Here is a 17327-nt window from a genome sequence, read left to right on the forward strand (position 1 = left end):
CGCCACATGATCTTGTTCATCCCCCTTGACGCCCCCATGTCTTTCCACAAAATAATCGAACATGCAACGAAACACCGACCACAGACCACAGATCGAACACAAGAATGAACTCCACAAAAACAACAATATTTCAATGTCCTCTCCCCCGTCCGGGTGCCATCTGTCGGCGTGCCCGACAGTGCCCGAAAAACCAGCCCACCGTCCAACAAAACAGAGTCGCCCGAATGCAATTCGGGCCGAACACAGCGAGCAGGAAACTGTCAGAATAAGCGATCAATACAGCTCCAGGATTGCAACTCCAATCGAACGGCCACATCGGTTCGTCCCCTGTTGCTACTGGTATCGAAATGATTCTCATGCTTCAAACGTATGCCCTGACAGTTTCCTGTTGTCTGCGACAACCCCGAATTTGACTTCTCACCTGTTCGATTCTTGTGTGATTTTTATGGTTCAAAGAACAATCAAGTTGACCTCCCCAATGCCCCACATACTTCCCCGAACACGGCCGGACAAGCCGGCCATGGCACCCCGAAACCTCTCTATTAATTGCAATGCTTCCTACAAACTCAGACGGGCGCGTGCCACTGTCGGCTTGCCCGACAGTGCTGGTATTAACGTCCCCGCACACGCTTCACAAAGCATTATAAAAGAAGTCCCTCACTCCCTGCAGATGAAAATCCCGAACCATTGAATGATTAAAATAGTGTGATCGATATTCATCATAGGATTAAAAACCGCGGCTAATTTTTCGAGAAAGAACGGGTAGCCTCGAATGCAATTCGAGGTTGTCGCAGACAACAGGAAACTGTCAGAGCAATCGCACAATCCAGAACAGCAAAGCCAACCGGTTCGCCTCAGGGGCTGTCCCATGTGTCAGCCCGCCTGGCGAGGTTCGACCCGGCATCATGCCCAATGGGAACAGATGAGACATTTCAATCAGAAATTTCGAACACGAAAGGCTCGAAAACAGCCATAAGAAAAAATAGGGGAAGCTATGAAAGAAGGTCGAGCCAGTATGTTTTTTTTAACGCGTGGTAAAATTTCTCGCCCATCATTGACATCTCATCTCAGCTGCTCCTGCCACCTGGTTCCTGTATGCGCAATCTGCTGTCGCGAGTGTCTTTTCTCCAGACAGACTGGTCGCCAATCAACCAGTCGAGACTAGCTCCCGTGTTGCAGTCACAACTCCCAGTCCCGTGGGATGGAATATTTATTTGAGATGTCATGGCCATAGATGGTGCCTTCTCGATCATCGTTTATTTCTCAAGTGAACAACAAAGGATCGGCATATTATTTGCTTCCCGCTACTGTCAAGTGTGTTCTACAACATACAGCTGCGGCTGTAAAACAGATTTGTCTGGAATTAGAAGCACGGGTTCCAGGTAGCCCCGCTACCAGTCTTGCGACATAGGGAACTTCAAATGACTGCTGAAATCGACATTCAACACGACGCTTTCTCAGCACTGCAGAGTTTTTTCATCATCGGATCAACGGAGCAGTACAGCGCTGCCAGACAAGGCGAGACGATTTACTTTAATAACCCTATTTTTCCCGGGGAGAAACCCATGGCAGACAAAATGAAAATCAATGACCAGGTGACTGTCGGACCACAGCCTTCTGAAGAAGAAATCAATCAGCTCAGCCAGCAGGGATTCAAATCAGTTGTCAATTTTCGCACAGAGGACGAAGATGACCAACCACTGTCTCCCACTGACGAAAGAGAGAAAGTGAAGAGTGCGGAAATGGAATATCTCCATATTCCGGTCTCGATGAAAGCCATGGGACCGGAACTGGTTGATGAGTTTCGAGAGAAGTACCCGCAGCTTCCCAAACCGGTGTTCGCTCACTGCAAGAGCGGAAAGCGAGCTGGGGCAATGGTTATGATGCATGTGGCGGTCGAAGAAGGCATGGGAGGTGAGGAAACGCTTCGCAAGGCGGAAGAGATGGGATTTGAATGCGAACAGGAGGAACTCCGGCAATTCGTCAAAAATTATGTAGATCAACACGCTCAGTAATCGAACACACTCAATCAGGAAAGGTCGAACACTGTGCAATTTCATCAACGCTTCGTACCTGGTCTGGCAATCGCATCTTATATTGTGGGTGATGAAAAAAGCAGCGAAGCCGCTGTCATTGATCCCACCAGAGATGTCGATGATTACATCGATTTTGCCAAAGACAACAATCTACACATTAAGCACATTATTGAAACGCACGTCCATGCCGACTTCGTCTGCGGTTCGAGGGAACTTAAAGCGCGGCTGAATGACGAGCCGACCATCCACTGCTCAGGCTACGGGGGCAAAGACTGGACGCAATCGTTTGCCGATCAGCATGTGAAAGAAGGCGACACGATCACGATGGGGGACTTGAAGTTCGGCTTCAAACATGTGCCCGGCCATACTCCGGAACACATTTCCATTAATCTGTTCGACATGACCCGCAGTAAAGAGACCCCCTGGGTCATGTTCAGCGGGGACTTTCTGTTTGTGGGTGATGTGGGACGCCCCGACCTCCTGGGAGAAGAAGCGCAGAAAGAACTGGCCCACCAGCTCTATGAGAGCGTGTTCGAGCGGCTCAAAGAATTCGCCGATTTTACTGAAGTCTATCCCGCTCATGGAGCAGGCTCGCTTTGCGGAAAGGCCATCGGCTCACGCCGTTCCTCCACAGTAGGCTACGAGCGGCGGTTCAATCCTGCACTGCAAAAGCAGCCCGAAGCACAGTGGGTCGAAAGTCTGCTCAACGAGATGCCGCTTTCGCCCCCCTATTTCAAGCGAATGAAGCAGGTCAACACGCAGGGACCGGCCATCATTGAGAACAGGCTCTCTGATCAGAAACGCTGGGATGCCAGGCAAGTCCACGAAAGAGTCTGCGACGACTGTCTCATCGTCGATGTTCGCTCGAAGGAATCATTCGCCGCCGCCCACATTCCCAATGCGATCAACATTCCCTTCGGTAGTAATCTGCCCACGTGGGCAGGCTGGGTGTTGCCTTACGATCGTCCGATATTGGTGATTTCCGATGACCCGTCACAGATCAAGCAAGTGGTAACGCACCTGTTGCGCGTGGGCTTCGATGATATCGAGGGATACCTTGAAGGCGGCATCGGATCCTGGGAGACGTCTGGCTTTCCGCTCTCGACTCTCAATACGATGTCCGTGCATGACCTGGCCAGTAGACGTAAGACGGAAAAGCAACTGACCATTTTAGATGTCCGTACAGACAAGGAATGGAATGACGGTCATATCGAGGGAGCCATCCACATTCACGGAGGCCGCTTGCAGGAGCGGGTTGATGAGTTGCCCTCAGACAAGCCTGTCGCTGTTGTCTGCGGATCGGGTTATCGGGCGTCCATCGCCTCTTCGTTTTTGAAACGGGAAGGCTTCGAGGATGTGACGAATATCATGGGTGGCATGTCTGCCTGGAAGGCGGCGGAACTCCCGACAGTATCATGATGTCTCGCCATACCAAACTCTTTATTCAAGGAGGTCTGAAATGAGAATATTCTTTATCCTGACAGTACTCATCGCGCTGACCGTGACTGTGTTACCAGTTGAAGCCTGCCCCTATTGTGAATCGGAAATCGGGAAAGAAGTAGCCGCCGGTATATTCAATGATGATTTTGCCCTCAATGCCCTGCTGACCCTGTTGCCTGTTCCGATTTTTTTATCAATCGTATATGTGATGTATTCCGGAATGCCATTCTCAAAAAATAACACAAAGACAAATGCCAGAAAGCAGCCGGATTCACGAACTTCCCCTGTGCGTACTTCAGGAGCAGAACATGACTGATCATCTCAACCGTCGTCCGTTGATTTCCGCGGGGACATTACTTGGAATTGGAATGGGTGGTTTCGTGGACGGGATTCTGTTTCATCAGCTTCTCCAGCTGCATAACATGTTATCGGCGAAATTCCCCGTGCGCGACCTGGAGGCAAGAAAGCTTGCAGTTCATCTCGAAATCAACATGTTCTGGGACGGGCTGTTTCACGTTTTCACATGGGTAATGACTGCCATTGGAATCGCCCTGTTATGGCACGCGGTCCGTCTGCAGAACGTCCCGTTGACGACCAGGACATTTGTGGGATCGCTCAGCCTGGGGTGGGGGTTGTTTAACCTGGTCGAAGGAGTGATCGACCATCATATCCTGCACATTCACCACGTGACTGAAACCAGCAATCACTTAATCTGGGACCTTGCATTTTTGGCGGCCGGTATTGTACTGATCCTGTTGGGATGGTGCCTGATTCATTTTGACCATAGACATATAAGGGGTCAGGACTCTTTATCATGACTCCTGACCCCTTTGTTTGCCGTTAACAAGCGAAGGAGTTTTCATTATGAAAAACCTGCTACAGAAGAAATCATGGCCCCCTTATCTCGTCGGTGCCGGAATTGGTGTTCTCAGCTGGTTTGCCTTCCTGACTGCCGATCATCCTTTAGGAATTACAACCGCATTTGAGCATACAGCTGCCTTGTTAGATAAATCGGTCGCTCCTGCTTTCGCCGAACGGAACAGCTACTTCGATCAAGAGTCGCCAAAGATCGGATGGGAATGGATGCTGGTAGTGGGGGTCTTCGTTGGTTCATTTATCAGTTCCAAAATCTCCGGAGATCGGAATGCGCCCGCAGTGCCCCCCCTGTGGGAGCAACGTTTTGGAACATCTGAGACAAAACGATATATAGCTGCTTTCATCGGTGGAATGTTGATGTTGTTTGGCGCGCGAATAGCTCAGGGATGTACCAGCGGGCATGGCATCAGTGGAACTCTGCAACTTGCAGCTTCCAGTTGGTTATTTACCGCGATATTCTTCAGCACCAGCATCGGGACTGCATTTTTACTTTTCGGCCGGGAGGGCAGGAAAAATGTTTGATCCCATTTGGAAACTGGCTTTAGGATTATTTACCGGGATTCTGTTTGGTGTGTTGCTGCAAAAGGGACGCGTAGCGAAATATCAGGTGATCTTGGGGCAATTCCTGCTCAAAGACTGGACCGTGGTGAAGATAATGGGGATGGCAGTGGTTGTGGGAGCCGCCGGGATTTATGCCCTGTTACCAACACAGACGGTCTCCCTGCATCTCAAGCCGCTGGCATGGGGGGGAATTATTTTCGGCGGCCTGTTCTTTGGTTTTGGAATGGCGATTTTTGGCTATTGTCCGGGCACAGGAGTCGCTGCCTGTGGTGAAGGACGTAAAGACGCTTTTGCAGGCGTAATCGGAATGTTGATGGGAGCGGGTATTTATGTAGTCGCTTATCCACCACTTAATGCATTCATAAAGCAATTCGGCAGTGAAGGGAAAGTGACTCTGCCTCAAATTACCGGTACCACCCCCTGGCTGTGGGTTATCACTTTGATTGTTCTGGCGGCAGTGTTTGTTATTTTAACCAGGCATAACCGACATGAAATGAGGACGAACAGGTAGCCTCGTGAGTGGTAAGGCATGTATCTGAAAGTAGCGTTACCATTCACGGAGGTCCGACGGAAACAAATCAATTCGATAAGCAGCTCTTTTTCGATTCAGAAATCATAACAGCTTTTGAGATAAGCAGACTCCGTATGAAAATATTTTTTCCGGCAATGAATGCCACTGGTAGCGAATATTTCTGGAAACTTTCGGAAGCAGGGAAACGGCTCCAGCAGTCAAACCGTCTCGTCACGCGAAAAACCACGGATGTCTGTGCCTATAGCGGACAGATAACATGCACAACAACTTGAGTTCAATTCGGGCCTGGGAGGCTGTCGTGAGATCAGCGATCAGCGTCTGCCTTCTGGCTTGTGTCTGCCTCGGATGTGAAATGCCGTATGATCCTGAAGGCACACTGGAGCGGGTGCAGAATGGTACCATCCGTGCCGGGATTTCCCTGAATCCACCCTGGACTGACTTCACGAGCGGGGAAGCCGTGGGGTTAGAACCGCAGTTGCTGAACAAATTCGCGGAACAGCTCAATGCCAGGATCGAGTGGACTGTGGATTCGGAAAGCGACTTGTTCCGCGCACTGAAGCACCGGCAGCTCGATGTCGTCATCGGCGGACTTACCAGTTCCACGCCGTGGTCGAAACAGGCCGCGCTCTCGCGACCGTATCTTACCATCGGAAACGACGAGCACGTGATCGCCGTACCCCAGGGAGAAAACCGCTGGCTGCTGGAGTTCGATCGCTTTTTACAAAGCCAGCGGCGGGAGGCGGAACGCTACTATGAGGGGGAACAGCCGTGAAAGCCAGCCCGGCATTCGAGTTTCCCCCCGAGCAGGACGAAGCACTGCATCGGGCACGTCGTCTCGAATGGATCACGATTATTTATTTAATCTCGGTCTCAGTCGTCATGTATCTCGTACTGGGATCTTCACAGGCGATGAAGACTGCCTGGATCGACGACCTGTTAAGCCTGATTGCTCCCATTGTTTTCCTGACCGCCACACGCATCGCAATTTGGGAGCCCAATGAGAGATTTCCCTACGGATATCATCGCATCGTATCGATCGCTTTCCTGTGTGCAGCCCTCGCACTGTCTGTTATGGGAGGCTGGCTGTTAACCAATGCACTCATTCATCTTTTCAAAGCAGAACATCCCACAATCGGCGGGATACACCTCTTCGGTCATACCTTCTGGCTCGGCTGGCTGATGATCCCGGCACTTGTTTACAGCGCGGTGCCGGCGATGTTTCTGGGGCGGGCCAAGCTGCCTTTGGCTCGTAAAATGCACGACAAGGTTCTGTTTGCCGATGCGAACATGAATAAGGCGGACTGGCTGACGGCCTTAGCGGCCCTGATCGGCGTAGTGGGTATCGGACTGGGGTACTGGTGGGCCGACGCGGTTGCATCGGCCCTCATCTCCCTGGACATTCTGCACGACGGAATCAGGCATCTGCGGGAAGTCGTGTGCGATCTCATGCAGGAAGCGCCTCGCACAGTAGAGCGGTCCAAACTCGATCCACTCCCCGACCGTGTCGCCGCCTATCTGCGGAGCCTGCCGTGGGTAGAGGATGTGCAGGTACGCATGCGCGAGGAGGGGCACGTCTATTTTGGTGAAGCATTCATCGTCCCCCGGGAAGCCAGCGTGACGCCGGAACAACTTTATCAGGCGACACGGGGATGCACAAATCTGAACTGGCGGGTTCACGATTTCGTGCTGGTCCCGGTACCTTCCCTGGACGTTGAGAATAAGAAAGACTGAGTTTATAATAAGGGGTCAGGTCTCTTTTATATGAATCCTGACCCCTTTTATTGAACCAGAACACACGCAGCAGAAATGAAATCCTATCCATTTATGACACCTGCGCTGACTGCAGAACCAGATTACACAAACAGATCAACGCCATTCGCTGCCCCACTTCACTGCGTCAATTCAAGATCGTCAATCCAGATCTCGGCATTCGTGTCACCCTGGCTGATGAAACCCAGCCAGTCGAGCGTGTTCCATTCGGAGTGTACGCAGGGCAGATCTTTGAAATGCCGTGGCTGCTGTCCTGGCAGTGTCACTGCCAGATTCCATTTACCTGCCTGCGCGCCGAGGGGAGCCGTGATCTCCAGCTTTACCCACTGATCGATGGGAAAATCGATCAGTTCTTTCCGGTTCGCTGCACGGAGTTTGCCTTTTTCAATCCAGAGTGAGGGACCGATCCGATACGGGTTGGACTGATCGCGCCACTCATGCTGAAAGACGGCAGCGGAACTCAGTTTGATCGCAAACGCACAGCGACTGACGCCCTCACTATGATGCGGCGAAACGACGAACATCGGGTGATAGCGTCGCTTCTGTCCCGGCGTGTCGAGCAGCAGCAACGCCTGCGAACCGGACGGAGCCCCCTTGACTTGTCTGACTTCGACACCACCCAGCTTGTCATCTTTACTGACCGAAGTGCTCGGCGGCAGCGCGCCTGCTTCGAAGTCTTCAACGAACGAGAGCAACGGTGTTGGCGGCGGGTCTTTCATCTCCGGTAAATCCAGCGCACGCGCCTGCGCGGTCCACTCCGGATCTCCGTAGAGCCCTGCTTTCTCGTAGTCGAACGGTTTGAAACCGATTTTGAAAGCGGGGGAATCTTGCGCCAGATGAAAATTATCATTCGCGGGATCGATGAAACGGGGATCGGCGATGAGCGATCCCTGGTCTTTTCCCGCAGCCTGCCACTCGGCGAACGTCATTCCCTGGAAATCGATCGGCTTACCGTCGGTGCGCCAATACAGATTGTGATTCAGCTTCACATTCCTGTCTTTCCAGTTTCCGTGAAACAGGTCGCCGGAATCGAAAGCGACGATGTTGCGTTCGAACGTGAAAGACAGATGGTCTTCCACCCGGCTGCGTTTGACCTGGTACTCGCGCGAGAAGGCGAAGATATTATTCCGGATCAGATTATTCCGCCCGTAGTGCTGATGATATCCGCCTGATCGAGTGCGGTAGACAAGGTTGTTTTCCATCAGAATATCCGTGCTGCCTTCGTCATTGTAGAGCCCCCAGCCGCCGTAACTCCAGGAGAGAACATCGTGAATTACGTTGTTGCTGACAGTCGTGCCCGGCGAAGGACCGAGGGTGTAGACGCCCCCCATATCACTCAGCCAGCCCCAGCCCAGATGATGGATGTGATTAAATTCGATCTTGTTCCGAACAGCGAGGCTGTCACTGTAACCCCAGCGCCAGCCCACCGAGATGCCTGTATAATAAAAGTCAGCAATCTCATTGTGAGTCACTGCGTTGTCGCCTGACTGACCAATCCACACGCCGACCGCACAGGGAAACAGACGGCCGCCGTGCCGAATCAGGTTGTTGTCGACTTTAATCTTTTCCGTTCGCTCCACTTCTTTGGATGCGATGCGGGTTTCACCAATCCGCACGCCCCCTGCTCCGAGATCGTGCAGATCGCAGTGTGTGACGACGCTGTCCCGGCATCCCTTGCGAAACCAGAGCCCGTAGGTCGCGACATGACCGATTTCACAATCCGTAAACTGAATGGAACGTCCGCCGTCGACCATGACTGCCGCCTCGATGGGCGAGGCTGCCTGAGACGGTTCGAAACCTTGCGGCGGCGTGCGCCAGTCCGTGTGTTGAAAACTGAGTCCGCGAAACGTGAGATGTTCCACGAATTTTCCTTCCGCCGGGTCTCCCTTGAGAAGCAGTAACTGCTCGGCGACAGGCGCAAATACTTCTGCTTTTTCCAGAGTCTCACCCGGTCGGGGAACGTAATGCAGTTTGCCTTCCGGCGCCAGATACCATTCCCCCGGCGAATCGAGGGCGGCCCGGTAATTTTCCAGGATATAAGCCGTATTCCGGGTCAGTGGATTCCAGTGTTTCATCTGCCTGCCAGAGGTGAAGAGTTTGCCCGTCTTGACGTCAAACCCGTCCAGGAATTTCCGTGTATTGTCCCACTTGTGAAAGAAGAGGGCCTGAACTCCCTCCCGTTCGGCTTCCGGGACCTTCTCCAAAGAAGCCAGATCCGCGGGATCGGCGTACAGTGTCTGGCGGGCGATCTTCCTTGGCTTGGGTCCATCGGTTGTCCCCATCGTCTCCCGACCGTTGCGGAGGTAGAAGAAGAATTCATCCGGCTCCCGGGCCCGTACCGCCCGTTTTCCATTGACCCAGAGTTGTTCGAACTGCCAGTCCGGATCGACGTTCGCGGTCCACGTGCCATCCCCTTCCCGTTTGAAACCAGTGATGCGTTTCCCGCCGGAAATAACAGGACGACTTCTGCGCGCCGCTTCATATGTGACGGGCGCAGCCGCGGTGCCGGAATCTTCAGGAGTAAACACGAGAGGTTCGGTAATGAAATAATTTCCCGCTTTGAAGACCACCCGCACGGGTTCTTTCGGCTGACGTTGCCGAATTTCATCGCGGGCAGCAGCCAGTGATTGGAGCGGCCCCTCGGGTGAAACTTCCAGAACGAGTTCGGCATTGGCTTGCGAGCCAGTCAGAGCAAAACCCACAATCAGGACTGCAAACAGGAATGAGTGAGTGCGTTTCATAGTATATCCATCTGATGCAGTTTCATAATCTGCATCCGTAGTTAAGATTTCTGTTTCAATTTATACCTTCTCCAGTCATAAGGCATTTTCAACCTGTTATTCAAGAAATCAACGACCCAAAACAGGAGATACCTCACAACTTTTTATTGACAGATGCATCCGATCACATTGAACGCCATTCCCACCTGGGAGTCAATCCGTTGAAAAGCCGCCGTCCGATCCTGGAGTGTGTCTGAGCCCTGATCCTTCCCTGGAAAATGGAAATCGGGTACCTTGGTGTTCAACTGGATCTTTGTTATCCCCTACCATTAACAACAGGAGTGACGACTGATGAAAGCGTTCTTTGTATTGACCCTCGCCGCGCTGGCTTTGATGAGCAATATTGCACTGGCACAGAAACCTTCGACGAAAGCATTTCAGGCGGGCCAGCCCCTGGGAGCCGTCAACGAAGCCGGAAAGTTTGTTCCGCTCTCGGACAACGTCAAGGTCTATGGCAGTTTTCGTTTTGCTGAGAGCTGTGTTTATGACGCGACCCGCGACCTGATTGTCGTCATGAATGCCGGGGTTCCGCAAACCCAGGAGGAAAATGACGGCTACGTCTCGCTGTTGAACCCGGACGGATCGGTTCACACCACGAAATGGATTGGTGCAACGCGTGATGGTTTAACGCTCAACCATCCACTGGGCAGCGCAATCCACAACGGCACCCTGTATACCGCCGACATCGACGTGGTCCGCACGTTCGATCTCGCGACGGGCAAGCCGGGAAAAGCCTACCCGGTAGAGGGCGCCTCGTTTCTGAACGGCATCGCCGTCAACAAGGAAGGCACGATCTTTGTTTCCAATTCGCGTCCCGAGTTCCGCGTCTATCAAATCACCGCTGACGGTAAAGTTTCGCTCTTTGTGGACGGTGATCCTCTCAACATCCCGAACGGCGTCGCCATCGATCAGGACGGGAACGTCGTGGTCGTCAACGTCGGTAATAACGATGTGATGACATTCGATCCTGCCAGTGGAAAACTGATCCGCACCGAACACGCCGCGGAAGGGGGCAACGACGGACTGGTGATCCTCCCCGATGGAACAAAGTACGTCAGCAGTGTCCGTTTCGGAAGCGTTTCCAAAATCAGCCCCGGTAAACCCGCCCAGGTCATCGCCTCGGGGATCCCCAGTGCCGCGTCGATGGGATACGATTCAAAACAAAAGCAGTTGATCATTCCCATGAACAACAATAACGCCGTGGCGTTTCTCAAGCTGGAAGATTAAGCGCCGGTGATCGGCGATTCAAAACCAAAGATGTCAGGTCTAATTTATTAATGGACCTGACATCTTTATAATCCTTAAGTTTTTTTCAAGCTTCATCTCTTATAGTAAGGTTTGATCGAAACTATGCCTATTCCATCATGGTCTCTTGAATCCCTGATCTCTACGCTCTTTACGGGAGAGAAACTTCCGGGGGAATCTAGTAATAATCCCCCCTGGCCCTCTGGTCTGGATGACGAATATCGCAGGATCACGGCTGCAAATTGCCTTGACGAAGATTATGGGCATCTGACACAAGCTGTAGATGCCCTGCTGCGATTTGCAGAATCGGGGGATGTACCGGAAGCCCGCATGCGGTGCGTGACTCTGCTGGGCTTAAAAAGACAGATCAAACCTTTGATTGAACAGCTACTGGAAGATTTGGAGCCAGAGCTTCGACTGTACGCCATTGAGTATCTGCTGGTACACGAGCCAGAACGTTTTCCAGAACTTGATGAGCGGTTTCACGATGAAAAAGACTGGCAAATCCAGGAAACTCTCGCGATCTTTCGCAGAGGAGAGCCAATCCCACTCTATTGCTACGACATGCCGATACAATAGCATACTGGTATGGCCTATTGCTAACCACTGCATCAGGCATTGATGCCTTTTCAGAGTCGACAGTACGAATGCTTCCGGGCGAGGTTTCGGCTGCTTATTTTTTCTTGTTTGCCGGGATTTCAAAATCGAGAGTGGATTCGCCCTGGGGTAGATCTTTCTTGATTTCCACCTCGGTAAACAGGGGCTTTCCATCCTGACTGGGCTCGCCGACGTCCGAGGCAGGAATGGGTATGCCATCAAAGCCTGTCAACGTAAAAATGTAGGGGCCTCCCACGACACCCTTGCTGGCATCGACCTGGAATTTTCCCTGTTCTATTGCAGCATACCCGCCTGGACCTTTATTGCCCGCCTGGGAATCAGGCCGAAACGAGACTTCGCCTTTCGGGACCGGCTTGCCATCATAGGTGACGGTTCCTTCCAGTTTGTAACGGGTGGGACCATCCTCCGTTTGACTTCCACAGCCTGTGAAAATCAGGCAGCACAGCATAAAGCAGGCAGCGAGAAGTTCCCGCTTCCCGTTCAAAAAAACATGAAACGCACTGTTTGATAACATAAAATCGTTCCTGGTTCGCAATGATATCTGGATGAAAACGGCAGTGAATCGAATAATCAGAATTCACCAACGACCTGTCCATCAGCGCGTTGCGCCAGGATATGATAGGTATTGAGGTCAATATTTTCACTGATAAAGCGAACCGAACCATCGGCGAGTGTGACGTGACAACCGCCTACATGAAAGCTGCCAAACAGACGTGAAAACTTGCCGATGGTATCCTGGGTGCCGGCGTGTCCCGTAATGGAATTGATCTGTAACAGGGCGGCAACCAGCGTATAAGGATTTCCGCTGGTATTCAGGGCGGTACCCGATGCCCAGCCGGCGTGGATGCCGTCACTCCGGCTCTGAGGGTTTAAACCATACTTTGATTCTGCCAGCAGAAACGTATTGGTCGTTCCATCAATGACGTCACGAATCTGAACTTTGGAATTGTGAAACAGCAGACCATTTCTATAAAAGACACGTTGTCCCGAAACATTCGAGCAGGAAATCTCAATGGTCGGGCCTCCTCCCTGGACGCCAAAGTAGTTTAAATTATTCACACCTGATCCGGAGTTAGGATCGGAGGGGCACTGGTATTTATTCAAGCTTTTCTTGAATTCATCATCATTTGCGGTGACCCCGGGCACATTAGACGAAATCGTAAATCTGCCTTCAAAGTTAAACTGGTTGTAACGAGGTCCTTCGTCGAGATAGGGTAGGATCATGACCGTCCAGGGAGCCAGCGGGCTTGCTGACGGAGTAGAGCACCAGTCAGTGGTATTCGGATTGAATGTAGCACTTAAGGAGATGGATCCAGAAGGAAATGTTTTGTGCGTGTCATGGTAATTGTGAAGCGCCAGCCCCAGTTGTTTCATGTTATTCTTACACGTACTGCGGCGTGCTGCTTCGCGAGCCTGCTGCACAGCCGGCAGTAACAACGCAATCAGAATCGCAATGATTGCAATTACGACCAGGAGTTCAATGAGTGTAAAACCGGAGCGTATATTTAATCTGGACGTGCGAGGCGGCATCATATCTCCCTGGGAACTATTCGATAGAATTGAAAAAACGAGTACAGCAAGATCTTATTAGAAATGAAATGAATCTCAGTACAGTCAAAATTATAAGCGGCAGGCAGGTGACTGCTCAATGCAGTTACAGGCAAAAGTTGGCTTTATCGGAGATGCGCGAATTTTTCCTGTTTATTACTTGTAATCGAATAAGACGCAGGAAACATCAATAGCCGGACCTGACACGAATCGTGACCTGCTCTGAACTTCACATCACTGACTGCTTATATGGAGATGCGTTACTGGCTCATATCAGTGGCTGTCAGCTTGATCGACTCTTTTAAAATCGACAGTGAGTAATTCGTTTCTTTCCTGAAAACGGATTCTCTTCACTATACCTGGTGTCTCACTCCGTATTAAATCGCATACTGCTTGACGATTTCTTCATTCACTTCGATGCCAAGCCCGGGTCGGGTGGGGACATTCACAAATCCGTCCTTTAACAGGAATGGTTCTTTGATGATTTCAGTTCGCCAGGGATTTTCGGACTGATCCAGTTCCAGCAGCGGGGTATCGGTGGGAAAGCCCCAGTGGGGATCGGGCATCAGCGACAGTGTCTGCACGGTGGCCGCGATGAGTATCGCACCGCCCCAGCAATGCGGGATACTCCGGATTCCCGACAGCGCCGCCAGTTCAGAGATAAACAGGGTTTCTCCGATCCCGCCACACAGACTGACGTCCGGCTGGATGATGTGCATGCATTGCCGGTCGATCAGTGCTTTGGCGCTGCCTCGCGAATCGACGGCTTCACCGGCCGCCAGCGGCAGTGGGAGCTTGCGTCTCAGTTCTTCGTAACCGGCATAGTGGGGAGATTGGGGCAGCGGTTCTTCGAAATACTCGAAATTCAAATCGTGTAATTTCTCCCCCATCTGCAGCGCCGATGACAGAGTATAGGCGGCATTCCCGTCCGCCATTAACTTGATATCGGGGCCCACCGCTTGACGAACCGCAGTAGCCACCGCCGCTTCGCGTAAGACCGGATATCGCCCGAGTCGCATTTTCAATGCTTTAAAACCCTGCTTTACCAGTTGTTCCGCCTCGCGAGGATACTGCGTTTCCGGTTGTTCATCTTCCAGGTAGTTCATCGCCGAAGCATACGCGGGAACGCGGTCGCGAAGCCTTCCGCCAAATAATTCTGCGACCGACAGGTTCAATGCCTGTCCGCGCACATCGTTGATTGCCATATCCAGAGCGGCCACTGCCAGCGCATTGCCGAAATTCGGCCCCCACATCATTCGCCACAACCGCCGCTGGTCCAGCGGACTTTGACCAATCAGCCGCGGTCCAATGTGATGATCGATCGTCCCACGGGCACCGTTGACCGGTGATGTCTCCCCCCAGCCGGTCAGCCCGGCGTCAGTCTCAATTTTGACTAACAGTGTCTTCCTGAATTGATCGAGGGGAACCGAGACCGAAACCCCAAACGGACGTTTCAGTTTATGTTGCAGGAGATAGGTTTTGACGCCGGTAATCTTCAGTTTCGGTGATTCGACCGGTTGTTCCGGATCAGCTGCCTGCACGACAGCAGACCCCCCGGCCAGACAACCGGCCGCCAGCAGCGCCCCCTTCTGCAGCAATTCCCGCCGATTCGTATGCAAAACGGACATCACACAACTCCTTATTGGCTGACTCTCAGATTTCCTGGTCCACAGTAATATCTAGAGCGCATCACATTTAACGATAGCGTCTGTCAATCTAATATACTCGATCCAAATGGACCTGGAGACGCTACATTAAAACTGGACACAGTCTAGCGACATCGACTGGCACCAGCAGGTATGCATCTGGAAGCGATCAGAGACAAGAGTGGAAGCAGGCATTCTAACAAAAGCGCTCCCCTGTAATCCAGCGCTACCTGTAATTCAGCCCTGGAAGATATTGGGAGGTCCACTGCCGACCCGTAACACAGCGAAATTGCTTGCTACTTGTGATCGCGGTGTCTAAACTGAATTGAGAAAATACTGATGTTGCGCCCTGCACCATCACCAGCCTGTTTTCCCCAGACATTAAAATCAAATACAGTAACCGCCCCCCTGCGTTCATTGTCGGTTGGCTTGCCAGAACATTCATCATGAAATGAAACCTGTACCATGCACCAGATATTCCGAAATCTTTGTCTTGTCCTGCTGCTGACTCCCTGCCTGTCTTCTGTCACTAATGTTGCAGAAGGCCAGTCTGCCGTGAAATCGAACCTGCGGGCGGGGGTTGCCAAAGTTGATATTACGCCGGCTGAAGTCAAGCAGTTGGAAGTCGTCGGCCACCGTCGCAAGGTCACCGGCGTACGAGATCCCCTGCGAGCGGGTGTGCTCGTTCTGGATGATGGTCAGACCAAAGTTGCCATTGTGACACTGGACCTGATTGGCGCGTATTCGGAAATCGTCACACCGGCTCGAGCACAGATCGAAAAAGAAACAGGTATCCCGGCCGCCAACATTATGGTAGCAGCCTCGCATAATCACTCCGGACCGGGCTTTGATGCTGATTCCCGTTGGGGGAAAGAACTGATCAATAAACTCGGCGCAGCAGCGAAACAGGCCGCCTCGAAAATGACGCCCGTCACCGTCGGCTATGGAGAAGACAAAATCGGGTTCAGCGTCAATCGACGGAAAGTCATCAATGGACGAGCCGTGGTGCGGCTGAATGAAGACGGACCCAATGATCCCCGCGTGAAAGTGCTGCGTTTCGACGACGGGAAATCACTGACGCCCGTAGCCGTCCTGATGCACGCGGTCTGTCACCCCTGTTTTTTCACCTGGGGCGACAAAGGCTCGCTGCCCTACCCTGACGGTTTTCCGAAGATGAGCGCGGACTTTCCAGGCGAAGCCCAGACGTTTGTGGAAATGTGTTATGGAAATCAGACCAGTTCACTGTTCCTGCAGGGTTGTGCGGGGGACATTCGTCCGAATCTGCCGGGTTATCCTTACCGCTGTGCTGATGAAGCCGACATCCAGTGGGCCGGACGGGATCTGGGCAGCGCCGTTGTGCGGACCCTCGCCCACAGCATGACGCGGGAACAACTTGCCACCCGGGCCGAATACTATCCGATCCGCGTCGCGAACTCAGTCATCTCGCTGCCCGGTAAAGCAGGTCGGATTGAAGCTGAACTGCAGGCCATGAAGATCGGTCCCTACCTGCTGCTGACGATGCCTGGCGAGCCCATGGTGGAATACGGGCTGAAACTGGAAAACGATATCGCCGATCGCGCCATTCCCATCATCGTGGGTTACGCTAACGGACACGTCGGTTACATTGCCACGACGGATTCCTACAGTGTCGGCGGATACGAGCCCAACACCTCCAAACTGCTGCCGGAAGCAGAACCCATCATTCTCACCGAATTGAGTCTGCTGGCAGACCGTGTTATCGGCGATGTCTTCGAATCGTTCTCCAAGCATCCCAAAGACATCAAAAAACGAGAACAGATCGAAAAAGCCCGGGCAGAAAATCAGTAAGGCTTGTCTGTCCCGGACTAACAATCGTCTCCTGCGATCTCAGCCCGACAATTTGTCCGCGTGGGTTGCTTTTGATCAATGTTGTCATTCTCAAAAAGTACCGCATGACTCTTCATTTCCTCATTATCATGATTATGATACCTGAGGTCGCATGTTGGATGATTGATTCAGGTCTTTATCTCTGTTATTGCGATGCTGATTTGGTATGATTGTTTCTCTAATCCAATTGACTATAGGATACTTTTTGAAATAATCAGACTTGAATCAATAAATGTGAGACGTTCCGGGCTGCGGACTTGATGGCACTAAGTCCTGAACAGGTAAAAAAACACGAGTGCAGCAGACTGGCTGCTCGCTTCAACAGGCGAACCACCAGCCGAGGCTGACCCCCTCAGTGAATCTTTAGTGCTTCCCTGCCATACATGTCACTAGAAATTACAGGGCCGAA

At 52.1% G+C, this 17327-nt stretch carries 15 protein-coding genes; 11 read left to right on the forward strand and 4 right to left on the reverse strand.

The genetic code is table 11. From position 1 onward, the window contains the following. Positions 1-1421 precede the first annotated feature (1421 nt). The 8 genes from AACZ40_RS03750 (at position 1422) to AACZ40_RS03785 (ending at position 7176) form a co-directional block, all read left to right on the forward strand. A complete protein-coding gene (locus AACZ40_RS03750) occupies positions 1422-2015 on the forward strand; it encodes a protein tyrosine phosphatase family protein (protein ID WP_291174584.1) in 594 nt (197 codons plus the stop codon). Positions 2016-2048: 33 nt separating this feature from the next. Beyond that, positions 2049-3455 carry an MBL fold metallo-hydrolase gene (locus AACZ40_RS03755; RefSeq protein WP_291174586.1) on the forward strand — a complete coding sequence of 469 codons (1407 nt, stop codon included), beginning with the start codon at positions 2049-2051 and terminating at the stop codon, positions 3453-3455. A 40-nt stretch (positions 3456-3495) separates the two neighbouring features. Beyond that, the gene (locus AACZ40_RS03760; protein WP_291174588.1) at positions 3496-3792 is read left to right on the forward strand and encodes a hypothetical protein; all 297 of its coding nucleotides are present in this window, start codon (positions 3496-3498) and stop codon (positions 3790-3792) included. Continuing rightward, on the forward strand, positions 3785-4294 hold the full coding sequence (locus AACZ40_RS03765; RefSeq protein ID WP_291174589.1) for a DUF2243 domain-containing protein: 510 nt from the start codon (positions 3785-3787) through the stop codon (positions 4292-4294). Before AACZ40_RS03760 ends, AACZ40_RS03765 begins: the two co-directional genes overlap by 8 nt. Before the next feature lie 46 nt (positions 4295-4340). Continuing rightward, complete coding sequence (locus tag AACZ40_RS03770; protein WP_291174591.1) at positions 4341-4874, forward strand: YeeE/YedE thiosulfate transporter family protein; 534 nt, start codon at positions 4341-4343, stop codon at positions 4872-4874. Beyond that, positions 4867-5424 (forward strand): YeeE/YedE thiosulfate transporter family protein, encoded by a 558-nt coding sequence (locus AACZ40_RS03775; protein WP_291174593.1) that lies wholly within the window; start codon positions 4867-4869, stop codon positions 5422-5424. Before AACZ40_RS03770 ends, AACZ40_RS03775 begins: the two co-directional genes overlap by 8 nt. Before the next feature lie 373 nt (positions 5425-5797). Next, positions 5798-6217: a transporter substrate-binding domain-containing protein gene (locus AACZ40_RS03780; protein WP_291174595.1), complete on the forward strand. Its 420-nt coding sequence runs from the start codon at positions 5798-5800 to the stop codon at positions 6215-6217. After that, positions 6214-7176, forward strand: coding sequence for a cation diffusion facilitator family transporter (locus tag AACZ40_RS03785; RefSeq protein WP_291174597.1), 963 nt, complete (start codon positions 6214-6216; stop codon positions 7174-7176). The genes AACZ40_RS03780 and AACZ40_RS03785 overlap by 4 nt, the downstream gene beginning before the upstream one ends. A 158-nt stretch (positions 7177-7334) precedes the next feature. Here the strand turns inward: AACZ40_RS03785 and AACZ40_RS03790 are convergent, their stop codons facing one another. Further along, entirely contained in the window at positions 7335-9956 is a 2622-nt protein-coding gene (locus AACZ40_RS03790; protein WP_291174599.1) for a right-handed parallel beta-helix repeat-containing protein, read from the reverse strand. A 330-nt stretch (positions 9957-10286) separates the two neighbouring features. Here AACZ40_RS03790 and AACZ40_RS03795 point away from each other — a divergent pair, with 330 nt between their 5' ends. Together AACZ40_RS03795 and AACZ40_RS03800 are read left to right on the forward strand one after the other, a co-directional pair. After that, on the forward strand, positions 10287-11222 hold the full coding sequence (locus AACZ40_RS03795) for an SMP-30/gluconolactonase/LRE family protein (protein ID WP_291174601.1): 936 nt from the start codon (positions 10287-10289) through the stop codon (positions 11220-11222). Between the two features lie 123 nt (positions 11223-11345). Then, the gene (locus tag AACZ40_RS03800; protein ID WP_291174602.1) at positions 11346-11819 is read left to right on the forward strand and encodes a HEAT repeat domain-containing protein; all 474 of its coding nucleotides are present in this window, start codon (positions 11346-11348) and stop codon (positions 11817-11819) included. 94 nt (positions 11820-11913) lie between these two features. On the opposite strand, the gene AACZ40_RS03805 is transcribed toward AACZ40_RS03800, so the two are convergent. The 3 genes from AACZ40_RS03805 to AACZ40_RS03815 form a co-directional block, all read right to left on the reverse strand. After that, on the reverse strand, positions 11914-12372 hold the full coding sequence (locus tag AACZ40_RS03805) for a hypothetical protein (RefSeq protein WP_291174604.1): 459 nt from the start codon (positions 12370-12372) through the stop codon (positions 11914-11916). 56 nt (positions 12373-12428) lie between these two features. Continuing rightward, entirely contained in the window at positions 12429-13391 is a 963-nt protein-coding gene (locus tag AACZ40_RS03810; RefSeq protein ID WP_291174606.1) for a DUF1559 domain-containing protein, read from the reverse strand. Between the two features lie 392 nt (positions 13392-13783). Further along, a complete protein-coding gene (locus AACZ40_RS03815; protein ID WP_291174608.1) occupies positions 13784-15034 on the reverse strand; it encodes a mandelate racemase/muconate lactonizing enzyme family protein in 1251 nt (416 codons plus the stop codon). Positions 15035-15517: 483 nt separating this feature from the next. On the opposite strand from AACZ40_RS03815, the gene AACZ40_RS03820 reads away from it, so the two are divergent. Then, entirely contained in the window at positions 15518-16879 is a 1362-nt protein-coding gene (locus AACZ40_RS03820) for a hypothetical protein (protein WP_291174610.1), read from the forward strand. Positions 16880-17327: the final 448 nt, after the last annotated feature.

This window comes from uncultured Gimesia sp., assembly GCF_963972345.1.
Taxonomy (GTDB): domain Bacteria; phylum Planctomycetota; class Planctomycetia; order Planctomycetales; family Planctomycetaceae; genus Gimesia.